Origin of the sequence: Okeania sp. SIO2C2 (genome assembly GCF_010692625.1) — a bacterium.
GTDB lineage: Bacteria > Cyanobacteriota > Cyanobacteriia > Cyanobacteriales > Microcoleaceae > Okeania > Okeania hirsuta.
In genome coordinates this window covers 36565-49380 of sequence record NZ_JAAHGM010000037.1, presented here as the reverse complement: position 1 = coordinate 49380, position 12816 = coordinate 36565, and the positions used below count along the sequence as shown (strand labels likewise).

Below are 12816 nucleotides of genomic sequence, written 5' to 3'. Positions count from 1 at the left end.
TTTAAGGTAATGGATGGATGAAAGATTATGCTCATTTTCTAAAAATATTCGGTGTAGTTGTTATTTCTCAATTAACAGTGGTATTTACTATCAATCTATTAGTAGATCCTGATAAAATTTATCGGATTATCAACATTGAGTATTTTAACCAAGAAAAATCTTTGATTGAAAAACAAGGGATGCGTAAAGTTAAGAGTCTTGATATTGAACAAGGTAACTATGAAATTCTCTTATTAGGAACATCAAGGGTACAGAATGGATTAAATCCTCGTTCTCAAGTTTTTGGTTCTAAGAAAACATACAATGCGGGATTACCTTTAGCAGGAATCTATGAACTTCATCAAATTATAGATTTTGCTCGAACTAGAAAAAACTCCAGTCTGAAAACAGTGATCTTAGGGTTAGATTTTTTCTCTTTTAATAAAAAAAACTATTGGTGGTGACTTTAAGGAATCAAGATTCGCTATTGAAGAAGGAGACAGGAGACAGGAGACAGGAGACAGGAGGAAAATTACATGGGGATTCTCACCCCAAGTAATTTTGAACACCGTGTAGACGGTGGGGTATTAAACCCACAAAGAAAATGATAAAAATGTTTTTATTACTAGTATTCCTGACTTACTTTCTCTGGAAACTTTACAATCATCTATTGATACTCTAAAATTTAATTATAGAGGAAATAAAGCTAATTATTACAGTGAAGTAACTTAAAAAAATTAACATAATCTACATTTGTTAATTATGTCTAAATATCATCGTTTTTTTTTGTATTAGACTTCTCCGGAAACTAAGTTTTAGCCTAGTAAATTTAAATATTTGAGATTAATTTTCCGAGAAGTCTATTTTACTCTTAACAACATGACAAGGACTATTTCACTTAGATATTTTCACCATATGAATTTGACTACAGCAGTAATTTTATTAATTGGAGCTACCCTAAGAATTTATCAGTTCATTTTCAACCGTCCACTTTGGCTAGATGAAGCAATGTTGGCGGTAAATGTAATTGATCGTTCCTATATTGACTTACTTGAGCCTTTAGATGCTCGTCAAAATGCGCCCATATTATTTTTGTTTCTGGTTCGTACTTCTATCAATTTATTCGGACCAAATGAATATGCTTTGAGACTTCCTACTTTAGTATTTGGATTAATTTCTCTTTGGCTTTTTTATTTAGTCTCTAAAAAATATAATAGTCCTAGGACTGTTCCATATGCTTTACTTTTATTTGCAATTTCTAATTCATTAGTTTATTATTCCTCAGAATTTAAACAATATTCTATTGATGTTTCAGTAACTCTATTTATATACATTCTTGCTCTAAAATTATACGAAAAAAAGATAAGTTACCCCTGGGCATTTCTTTATGGTTTTTTGGGGGCTTTATCATTATGGTTCTCTTTTCCGGCTATATTTGTTCTAGCATCTGTTGGTTTTTCATTGATTCTTTGCAGCTTACTCGAAAGAAAAAAGATTGATTTCATCAAGTACGGTATTATTGCTTTTTTAATCTTAATAAGTTTTCTATTGATATTTCATTTGGTTATTAATAACTCCGTCGGAAGTGATGGTCAGTTAGCAGCATGGGCGAGGAAAGGATATTTCGCTCCTAATCCATTGACCTCCTCGCCAAAAGATACTATTAGTTGGTATTTAGATGCATTCAAAAATATATTTATTAATCCTGGAAGTTTGGGGATATATGGTCTATCTTGGGTTCTTTTTATCTGTGGTTGCACACAAAAAATAGTACAACAAAAAAGGTTTCAGCTTTTTGTATTAGTTCTGCCAATTGTAATAGCACTGATAGCTTCTATTCTTCAAAAATACACGTTTACAACTTGGTCGAGCTTGGATTATATTTCAAGAGGAAGATCGCTTCTATTTATTGTACCATCCTTGCTTTTATTGGTTGCTGAAGGTCTAGATTATCTCAAGAAAAGGGTTCACAAATTTGTATATATAGGTATAGTTTTTGTCCTTTTTCTTAATCCAGTCTTAATCGGATTGAACAATCTCAAGAACCCGATAGTAGGAGAAAATATTAGGCCAGTTATTGAATATATTTTTGATAAGTCTAAATCCAATGACAAAGTCTATTTATTCTATAGAACAAAGCATCAATTTGATTATTATCAGCGTCGATTTCAGAATTCAAAAAATTTAGAAACTATTAGGGGAGTTGCAGGTAAAAATAGTTTTGTCCAAAACATCGAAAATTTACGCGGTAATTCAAGGGTGTGGTTTTTGTTTTCCTACAGCTGGGAAAGAAGCTTAAAAGTCAAAGAATTTACTTTAGATTATATTCAAAGCTTGGAGTGTTCACTGGAATTAGATCGTTTGGAAAAGAAAGGTGCATCAACTTATCTTTATGACTTGAATAGATGCTAGAAAGTCTCTGATACCTCAGGTTCATAAAAACACCTTTCATTAAAACAACCCAGTCAGTATGGTAAGCAGATGAATTTAGGCTTTATGTCAATGCTTGTATAGCTCTATAATAAGGTTTGGTGAAAAAGTCTTTTTAAGGAGAAGGAGTAGGAGAGTAGGTAGGGACTTTGCATGCAATGTCCCTAAAGGGGAATTGCCAGAAAACGATCTCTCAATTCTGGGATAGGACAATTCATAACGGTTTGTAGCGACTTTGAAGAAGGAGACAGGAGACAGGAGACAGGAGACAGGAGACAGGAGACAGGAGGAAAATTACATGGGGATAGTCAACGAAGGGCCGCTCCGCGTTTACGCTCCCCCAAGTAATTTTGAACACCCCCGTTGACGGTGGGGTATTAAACCCACAAAGAAAATGATAATAAACAGGACTTACGCAACGGCACTAATTACAGTGACAATATCCAGAAAAATGCTGAGATTATACAATAGTTGTACTGCGTAAGTCCTGATCAATCAAGATTTGTTAATAACAATATTTTTCTTAAGACTATTCCTGATACTATTCCTGACTTACTGCCTCTCCAAACTTTACAATCATATATTGATACTATAAAATTCAATTACACTTGTAAATAACCCATTTTTCATCTTCTATCAGTTTTTCTAATGGTAGATTTGAATGCCAATTAGTTTTAGTTAAGATATATTCAGCACCAAAATCTTTCGCAATTCTGATGATTTCTTCATTACTTAAATTCTGATATTTTAAATCTAAATTACGGGAAATAATTCTTTTTTTCCACTCTAAATCCACTAGAATATTATAAAGTTCAGACCATTGTTTTATTCCTTTATCAGTGTAGGGAAAACTTTTGAAACTAAAAACTACAGACCTTTGAGAATAAAGGCGAAATTTATGTTGAGAAGGAGGAATCAAAATTAAGGAATCTTTGGTAGTAAGATTTCTAAAATTCAATGCAAGACGATTGCTTGGGAGCTGAGAATAATTAATTTGGGGTAATCTTTTATGTAAGAGTTGGAAAAAACCTAAATAAAAATAGATCAGAGAAAATATCGCTGAAGTATAAATAGTTGCATTAATCCTTACATTAAGTTTTTTTAGTAGTAATTGCTTTTCTTGTAATAAAAAAGGAATTGATAAAATTCCTAAAGAAAGTAATTGTAGACAGATAATTTCTAATATTGTTGAAATTGATGTTAAAGGAGCATTGAAAATAATCCAACTTAATAAGCAAATAATTGCTAGAGAGGTAAATAATCTGGTTCTTGTTAACTTTAATAAATCAAAAGTTTCCAAAATTACAATTATTAAAACTACTGAAAAAAACAGCATTCCGTTATTCTTGGTAGTCGGAATAGTCGGAATAAAAAGAAGCAGTAAACAAATTGCTAGATTCCCTTTTTGATAGTATTGAGTAACTGCAACACTGATAACGATAAGTGTGACAATTTTTGCAAAAGGAGTTGTTCTAGCTAATTGCAATTTTGCAAATAAAGATAAGGGATAAACTTCAACAAAAACATAATTAACAGCAAGTGCCAACAAAGTTAAATATATAATGATACAAAGATTTTTTCGATCATCAGAACTTAATAAATCTGAGGTTTTAATTAATAAAAAAGTACCAATAATATAAAAAATAAAACTATTCCATTCTTGAATCAGAAACCGAGAAGGAATTATATGGTGAGGATGGCGAATATAACCATACCAATAAATAAATTCTGAGTCACTCAGAATCCCACTATTAGTTGCTCCTGTTAACTTCATGGGAACATAAACTAAACAAGCAAAGCCGACAAATATTACCAAAGAAATTATTAAAGTTTTCAGAGAATGATTTTTATGTGCATATCTCAATAATATAGGAATAAACAAACACCCTGGTAAAAAACCAACTAAAAATTGTAAAAGACAGGCCAATCCAAAAAATAAGTACCCTCTAAACCAGTTATTACAAAAGCAATAATAAATTCCCCAAATTGCCAATCCCATTGCGAAAATACTAGGAGTTGGTTCAGTTCTAAAAATGCTTGTATATCCAACTGTTGCTTCTAAGTTATGTGTATTTAAAACCAAAAAAGCCAGTAGTGCTCCTGATAAAATAGAATGACCAAACTTTTTCCCTATAAGATACAAGCCTGTTACAAGGGAGGAAAAAGCCATTATATAGTAAAGTAAGTAGGTCAAGGATAAACCTAAACCTAAGCTAGCTGTTAAAGATATTAATTTTTGATGGTAGTATCTTGGTGTAAAGTTTAAGAATTCTTGAACATAAAAATCTTTACTATAAATTTCAGGATCGATGAAAACTTGAACATATGGAACGTCAAGTGCTACATTTTGGGAAGAGTTAAAAGAATAACCATAAAGAATCAGTGAACCAGTAATTACAAATATATAGATAGCAACTTGTCTTGGTAAATTAGTTTTTGTGAATATCATTGATATATATGTGTCTAAATCTAATACAATTTTACTAAATGCCTGTCATACATAAAGCCTCTATTTGTGATATTTTTAAAGTAAAATGGTATAAAATAATGGATATTGTATGATAATATCATCTTAAATCTTGTATAAAACTCTGATGCTGATTCTCTAGTGCTAGTATTACTAATTGAGGTGAACAAAAATCTTTTGAATAGACAAAGCATCGATGTCCTATATTAAGCATTATCGCGCTGTTTAAGCCTCTAATCAGCTTTGTTTATGGTGAGCGTTATCGCTGGTGAACCGTAAATCTTACATCCAGATGATGCAGGGAGAAGCTCAAGAAGCAGAAAAATTAGGACGTATGAGAGTCATAGTATAGGATAATGGCCTAATACACAAATGTCAGGAAGTTCAAAAGTTATGGTTAAAGTAGAAATATTAGGGTTTATACATCTTTAATTTCTGCCTAAATATTGTTCTGAGATCAACCCAATTGAATTGGAGTGGCAATATCTCAAAAAAGAGAACTGTCGCGACAAATGTTTGACAACTAGTTAGACCTTGCTTATGGAATTTATGGATGGAGTGACTGCGAGGCTAGAAATAGGACAATACAGTAGAGAACCGATTAAATTAAACTCTAGTTCGAGAGTTAAATTTTTCGTCACATACTTATAAATTTCCCTGCCAACCTACTTAAAATTAGATTGATATATTATTAATGAATAGAAATATATTTGCTCAAGAGGCGATCGCCCAAATACCTAAAATATTGACTTTAATGGATCGAAATGTTCATAGCTATAATTATGGCTGTTTTGATCGAAATTTTTGGCAGTATAAAATTATAGATTTTCCCAGTGGAATGAGCCAAGAATTTGTTTTTCCTCTAGCTTTAGCTTATAAAACCAACATTCCTGAAAATCATTTTTATGGTCAAGAAATTATTAGAGATTGGGTAGAAGCGGGAATTTTATTTGCCGCCAAAAGTGCTCATAAAGATGGCTCTTGTGATGATTATTTTCCATTTGAAAGAGCAGGAGGAGCAGCAGCATTTTCTTTATTAGCTTGTATTGAGAGTTATAAGTTAATGGAATTAGATAATCCAAATGCTTTAAGATTTTTTGAAAAAAGAGCTGATTGGTTAGCACATCATCAAGAAAGTGGCAGACTGACAAATCATCAAGCATTAATTGTTTTATGCTTAGAGTTACTTTCTGATTTATTAAAAACTGATAAATGGAATCAAAGTAAACAAGAGCGTTTAGAACAAGTTTTATCATGGCAAAACCATGAAGGTTGGTTTCAAGAGTATGAAGGATGCGACCCAGGCTATCATACTTTAACTATCTCTTGTTTAGCATGGATTTATGAACTTAATCCTAATATCGATCTAAAAGGTGCTTTAGCGAAAGCTGTAGCTCTTGCTAGTCATTTTGTTCATCCAGATGGCTCTTATGGTGGAGAATACACCAGTCGTAATACTTATAATTTCTTTCCCTATGGCTTTGAATTAGTGGGCAAATGGATGCCAGAAGCATTGAATATTAACGATCGCTTTTTAAAGGGTTTAGAAAAAGGATTAAATCCTTGTTATGCGGACGATCATATAGTAGGACATCATACTTGGAATTACCTTTTAGCTTGGCGTGATTTTGTTGAAGTTCGACCTGATTTATCCCCTCGCCCTCAGGGAAGATTTCATTTAAAAGAAGGAGGTATTTTAATAGATAGGAGGGAAAATACTGAACTTTATCTTGCTCTTAATAAAGGCGGAGTTTTCAAACTATTTCGTGACAATAAATTAATTCTTTCTGATACTCAATTTTCTCTGTTAATCAAGGAAGGAAATAAAGTAAAAAATGCAGTAGCTCATTTAGTTAGCTCTCGTTACAAAATTGAACTAGGGGAAAATGAAATTATTATTCAAGGTTCTTTAGGTTGGGCAAAACAAAAACAAATGACTAGCTTTAATTTAATTGTTTTAAGAATAGTTATGTTTACACTAGGACGTTTTTTCCCAAATTTAATCCGTAAAACTCTGCAAAAAATACTGATTACTGGTAAGAAAAATGCTCCTTTTGGATTCTATCGTTCTTTACAGTGGGATAATGGCAATTGGGTTGTTTACGATCAATTAACTGCAGAATCATGGGATTCCGTTATTGCAGGGGGAATAGGTTGCGATCAAACTTCTATATATGTAGTTATGAGTCGAACTTTTCAAGAAGGACAACTACAACGTTGGCTCGATCTTACTCCACAAATAAAACAACTTGAACCAAAGCAAAATTTAACATTAGAAAGAAAATTATAAGTAACTAAATAGCCATAATTAATCATCTAATAAATCCCATGAAAAAATATATTTCGATTGCCGTAAGCGTTGCTATTCTACTAATTATTTACTCTAAAATTGACCTACAAAATTTAGCCAAAGTTTTTGCTAATTGTGATGGTTTAATCATGTTTTTATCCTTAGCCATGGTAATTCCTATTACTTTATTTACCTCATGGCGATTACAACAATTAATGCCTAAAGGAAGCAGTTTAGATTTTCTGGAAGCAAATCGTTTGATTTTAGGTGCTAGTGTTTTGAATATGGTTTTACCATCAAAAATGGGTGATATTGCTAAGGCTTATTTTATGAAAGATAGAGGACATTTAAGTGGTACTCTATCTCTCTCTTTAGTAGTCTTTGAAAAAGCCTGTGATATGTTATCACTACTTTTATGGTGTGTATTTGGCTTGATAGTTTATCCTGACAAGAATTCTCTTTTCTGGTTGATGACTATAGGAGTAGGAGTAGGTTTAATATTAGGTTTAATTCTCTTAGGTTCTAGAAAATTTGCTATTGTTTTTTTTGACATTGGGATTAAGATTTTACCTAAAAAAATAGGGAAAAAATTAGAGAGTTTAAAAGAATCATGGTTAGAAATGCACGATTATTTCTGGGAGGATAAAAGACAATTAATTAAAGTTTCTACTACTTCTATTTTTATTTGGTTTTTACATTTATTTCAAATCTGGTTATTTATTTTAGCTCTTAAAGCAGATGTTCCTTTCTTGACTAATTTAGCCTTATCTCCTCTAGCAATTTTAGCTGGTTTATTACCACTTACTTTTGCTGGAGTGGGTACTCGTGATGCTGCTTTGATTTTATTTTATCAACCTTATTTTGGAGAAGCTACAGGAGCAGCTTTAGGTTTATTATGCACTTCTCGTTATTTTCTTCCTGCGATTATTGGTTTACCCTTTTTAGGAGAAATGATGGCAACAGTTAAACAAATGAACAAAAATCAACAGTTTTGATATTTAAGATTGAGTCAACAATAAATGCGGTTAAAGTTTTTGAAATCATGGGGTGACAAGCAGCTCAAAACTATTGTTGGATAAGGGTTTAAAGAATATAAGCAGCGGTAAAAAATTGACAGGTTTTGTGAGAATGACAATCATTCTTGTTGGTGGTGTGGATGCAGCTTTTCCTATTAATTAATTAGGGTTTGCTGAAAAAGTCTTATGGGTGAGGGTAGGAGGACCGAGTCAGGAGAAATGGGAATTATAGAGGAGGTAGGAGGAAGAATAGTCCCTTGATTTTTCTGCGCAACTATGCGCCTAAAATGCTAATTTTTTGAACCTAAGCGACCTAAAAGCTGGGACTTTTTTTAACTAAAAAATGCTAAAACCTTTATATGTCAATACTTTTAGATTTAATCAGCAAACCCTAATTAAATCAAAAGTTGCCCGAATATTTGAAAAAGGCAGATAAAATTTATTATCGCTTGGGAGGTGATCACCACTTTAACGAAATTGTTGGGCGTAATTCTGGTTTTTACGCTCTTGACATTCCTCTGTTCCCTTACCACCAAAAATTATTGTCCTAACCAAAAGACGTAGTGCTATCCTTTTGAAGAAGGTTGTCAGTGGTAGTCGAAAAAAGTTTACCCTAATCCCTACAACTGCCAAAAAATCGGAGCGTAGACACAATAACTTTTATTTAACCCCCAATTTTCAACAAAGAACCCAAAACTTGAGGAATATTTTCTAACTCCATTGCTGCTATTGCTGCTGTCGGTTCATAACCACAATGAACCATACAATCAGCACATTTAGAATTCCCACTTTTATAACCGTAATTATCCCAATTAGTTTCTTCTAAAAGTCCTTTAAAAGTAGCATAATATCCTTCATTCATTAAATAACAAGGTTTCTGCCAACCAAGCACACTATAACTAGGACTACCCCAGGGAGTACAATCATAATCTTTATCTTTTTCTCCCATCAAAAAATCTAAAAATAGAGGATTATGATTAAAATTCCAATTCTTTTTACCAGTTTTAAAAGGAGCAAGAATTTCTCTAAATAATAACTGTGTTTGTTGGCGTTTGAGAAAATGTTCCTGGTCTGGTGCCCACTCATAACTATAACCAGGAGAAATCATCATTCCATCAATATTTAAACTTTCCAAAAAATCAAAAAATTCCTGCATTTGTTTCGGGTCTGTTCCCTCAAATACAGTAGTATTGGTAGTAACTCGAAATCCTTTTGCTTTAGCAGCGCGAATTGCTTTAACTGCTATTTCAAACACTCCTTGTCGGTCAACACATTTATCATGAGTTGCTTGTAAACCATCAAGATGAATACTAAAAGTTAGATAAGGAGAAGGTTTAAATTTATCTATATTCTTTTCAAGTAACAAACCATTAGTGCATAAATAAACAAATTTTTGGCGATCGACTAACCCCTGCACAATTTCAGCAATTTGTGGATGCAATAAAGGTTCGCCTCCAGGAATAGAAACCACTGGAGCGCCACATTCTTCTACAGCAGTAAAACATTCTTGAGGTGTGAGGTTTTGCTTGAGTATTTCCTTCGGATGCTGAATTTTTCCACAACCAGGACAGGCTAAATTACATCTGAATAGAGGTTCCAGCATTAAAACTAGGGGAAAACGTTTACGCCCTTTGAGACGTTGAGTCAGGAGATATTTTCCTACTTCTAGAGCTTGTTGGAGTTGAATTGCCATGAATAACATCTTAATGTAAGTAATCTATTTATTTTTACACAATAGACATCTCCAGAAAAGAAGGAGTAGGGAGTAGGGATTAGAGAGTAGGGATTAGGGGGAAAGAATTGATAATTTATGTGCCATAATTAATTTGATTTTTTATTATTGGAGATGTCTAATAGTTATTACTTATATCATTAAGAGAAGAAAGGCAGAGGGCAAAGGGCAGAAGTCAGAAGGCAGAAGGGAAAGAAAGGTTCAAAGGGAGAAAGTTTTTTGATCGCTGATTATCCGGACATGATATAAATACTGGCAATAGTCAATATAATTAAAACTCATGTTTTCTGGGGACTAAAGAATAATTTTATTCTCTAATAATTTAGAGATTTTGTGTAGTTGGTCATTACACTTTCTGATAATTTAGGTTAAGACAAGTCGTGGAATATTGTCACTGGCATGGAAGTCCTATTTATCTGGGAACGCAGAAAATTATATCTCAGCTCTCTAGTGTAGGCACAAAATACTAAGCTACATATAGCGTCTTTGAGTAAGTCCTGTTCATATTCAATTTCAATAGAACCTCTATTTTTCGCGATCGCGAAAAACAGGGTTTGCGGAGCAGTCCGGAACGGAAAGCAATCTCAAATCCTAGTTTTTCGGGTAGTCCTGCATAGTAATGGTGAGGATATATATTTTTTAATTTCTCCCACTCTCCCCATCCCCTCATCTCCCCAAACTACCGTTTTTCCTGCCTCATGCGTAAGTCCTGAAAATCCCAAAAACCCATCCATTCAAACAAGTCTAGCTAATAAAATCCTGATTATAACCTCCAATTCCTCAGTAACACGGTAAAGATTAATTCCTTCACAGATAGATTTTGCTTGACGATCTAAAACACCAAACTGCCAAATATTACCAGTAGTTACAGCCCCTAAAATTTCAGTTTGTGGAGAGTCGATCCATCGGTCGAGGGCAATCATTTCCGTCGCTAATTGAGTAAAACCTCGATTAATATCCGCTTGTTTAGCTTCAATAACAATCAAATTCGTTGTCGAACGTAACAAGTAATCTAATTTTCCTTGCAATCTGTTATCAACTTGAATGGAATATTCTATTCTTAACTTAGCGTGAGAATAATAAATTAAATCTGAGATCATGGGCGCAATGAGCATTTCCCTACGGGTAGCCTCATTCTCTAAATCTACATAAGGTAATATCTCCTCAATACGCTCTTTTAAATCAGTGATTCGGTCTAATTCATCAGGATATTGTGGTAAAGTGAGAAATTTTCGCTCAAATGAATAACCAAATTCAGCAACCAAATCATCTACCGTAAATCCCAACTCAAAATAATTGCTGAAAGTATAAGAACGATTAGGATCAAGTAATGGCTGACGAGTCATTGTTTTTCTCCATTAAATAATATCCAATCCGTTTAATTCGGTATAAAAAAAATTTTCATCTTCACCCATTAACAAATCTTTCTAAATTCTCTTCCCTTCTGAGTCCTGACTCCTGAGTCCTGAGTCCTGACTCCTAATTAACTATCTAATTATACCAATGCTACCGGATTTGATATAATCTAGGACTTACGCAGTAAAACGTATTTCCGTCATTGCAACCCACAGGGTTTGCGGAGCATTCCGGGACGGAAAGCAATCTCAAACGCTACTTTTTCGTGCTTCGTGCGTAAGTCCTGATGATATTATCGTTACTATTTCCAGCCCACACGATCCATTAATTTAATCGCTTCAGCATTCAACTTGCCATAAGTAGCAACATTCATAGAATCGCTCTTGAAGTTGCCATAGGTTGTCAACACGCTAGGAACACCTACACCTTCAACTACAGGATATTCATTGTTACCCTCAGAGAATATTTTTTGAGCTTCTGGGCTGGCCAAATGTTCGAGAAACTTAATTGCACCCTCTTTATTAGGGGCAGTTTTAACTACGCCACCACCACTAATATTAATGTGAGTACCCCGCCCATTTTGGTTAGGGAAAAACATTCCTATTTTCTGAACAACTGCTTTGTCTTCTGCTTTGTCAGATTTTGCTAAACGGCCTACATAGTAACTATTAGCAATACCAATATTACCGATACCTGCAGCAACACCTTTTATTTGAGCAGTATCATTTCCTTCTGGAGGTCTGGCAAAGTTGCTAACAAAGTCTTTTGCCCAATTTTCTGTGTCTGATATTCCATGAATTTCAATTAAAGATGCTATTAAGGACTGATTATAAATGTTATTGGAGGAACGAATCAGAATTTTGCCTTTCCATTTATCTGTGGCTAAGTCTTCATAAGTTGATAGCTCAGATGGTTTAACTTTGTCTTTATTATAAACTATTACCCGTGCCCGCTTAGAGAAACCAAACCATAGGTTTTCCGGACTGCGGAGATTGGCTGGAATTTTACTGTTGAGAGTAGATGAAGAAATGGGTTGCAAGATTCCTGCTTCTTCAGCTCGTCCCAGACGACCTGCATCTACTGTAATAAAAACATCTGCAGGACTGTTAGCACCTTCGCTTTTGATACGTTCGATTAACTCATCTCCTTTGCCTTCTATTAGATTAACTTTGAGGCCAGTTTTTTTGGTGAAACTGTCGTAGAGAGCTTGGTCAGTGTCGTAATGGCGAGAAGAATAGAGATTTATCGCGCCACTTTGGGCTAATCCTTGATTACTTTTACCAAGTTCGGCGATCGCCACACTTGCCATTGCTGTGCCTGTTGCTAAAAATATACGTCTAGTAATTTTCATTTTCAATTTTCTCCTCGTTTTTGATCGATAAATTAGGTATCGCTAATCACTTAATTTTCGCTGATTAATTTTAATGATATTGCAATTTATTCTTGATAATTTTTATCCTTTATCAGGATTAATTTATAGAAAATTAGACTCTACCTTTGAAAACTTGCGATCATTTGACCTGATTTTATCTATAATAAGTAGTGA

The 12816-nt window shown here is 33.6% G+C and carries 9 protein-coding genes; 5 read left to right on the top strand and 4 right to left on the bottom strand.

From position 1 onward, the window contains the following. The first annotated feature begins 17 nt into the window (after nt 1-17). The 3 genes from F6K18_RS24275 to F6K18_RS24265 all read left to right on the top strand — a co-directional run bounded on the left by F6K18_RS24275 (nt 18) and on the right by F6K18_RS24265 (nt 2776). Nucleotides 18-443 carry a hypothetical protein gene (locus tag F6K18_RS24275; RefSeq protein ID WP_287524899.1) on the top strand — a complete coding sequence of 142 codons (426 nt, stop codon included), beginning with the start codon at nt 18-20 and terminating at the stop codon, nt 441-443. 457 nt (nt 444-900) lie between these two features. Next, nucleotides 901-2391 carry a glycosyltransferase family 39 protein gene (locus F6K18_RS24270; RefSeq protein WP_287524898.1) on the top strand — a complete coding sequence of 497 codons (1491 nt, stop codon included), beginning with the start codon at nt 901-903 and terminating at the stop codon, nt 2389-2391. Nucleotides 2392-2644: 253 nt separating this feature from the next. Beyond that, a complete protein-coding gene (locus F6K18_RS24265) occupies nt 2645-2776 on the top strand; it encodes a hypothetical protein (protein ID WP_287524897.1) in 132 nt (43 codons plus the stop codon). 231 nt (nt 2777-3007) lie between these two features. On the opposite strand, the gene F6K18_RS24260 is transcribed toward F6K18_RS24265, so the two are convergent. Beyond that, entirely contained in the window at nt 3008-4858 is a 1851-nt protein-coding gene (locus tag F6K18_RS24260; RefSeq protein WP_287524896.1) for a DUF6798 domain-containing protein, read from the bottom strand. 712 nt (nt 4859-5570) lie between these two features. On the opposite strand from F6K18_RS24260, the gene F6K18_RS24255 reads away from it, so the two are divergent. Further along, nucleotides 5571-7166 (top strand): hypothetical protein, encoded by a 1596-nt coding sequence (locus tag F6K18_RS24255; protein WP_287524895.1) that lies wholly within the window; start codon nt 5571-5573, stop codon nt 7164-7166. 38 nt (nt 7167-7204) lie between these two features. After that, the gene (locus F6K18_RS24250) at nt 7205-8161 is read left to right on the top strand and encodes a lysylphosphatidylglycerol synthase transmembrane domain-containing protein (protein ID WP_124146507.1); all 957 of its coding nucleotides are present in this window, start codon (nt 7205-7207) and stop codon (nt 8159-8161) included. Between the two features lie 685 nt (nt 8162-8846). On the opposite strand, the gene hpnH is transcribed toward F6K18_RS24250, so the two are convergent. The 3 genes from hpnH to F6K18_RS24235 form a co-directional block, all read right to left on the bottom strand. Then, nucleotides 8847-9875: an adenosyl-hopene transferase HpnH gene (gene hpnH / locus F6K18_RS24245; RefSeq protein ID WP_287524894.1), complete on the bottom strand. Its 1029-nt coding sequence runs from the start codon at nt 9873-9875 to the stop codon at nt 8847-8849. A 773-nt stretch (nt 9876-10648) separates the two neighbouring features. Next, nucleotides 10649-11260, bottom strand: coding sequence for a hypothetical protein (locus F6K18_RS24240; protein WP_287524893.1), 612 nt, complete (start codon nt 11258-11260; stop codon nt 10649-10651). 311 nt (nt 11261-11571) lie between these two features. Then, nucleotides 11572-12621, bottom strand: coding sequence for a Fe(3+) ABC transporter substrate-binding protein (locus F6K18_RS24235; protein ID WP_287524892.1), 1050 nt, complete (start codon nt 12619-12621; stop codon nt 11572-11574). Nucleotides 12622-12816 lie beyond the last annotated feature (195 nt).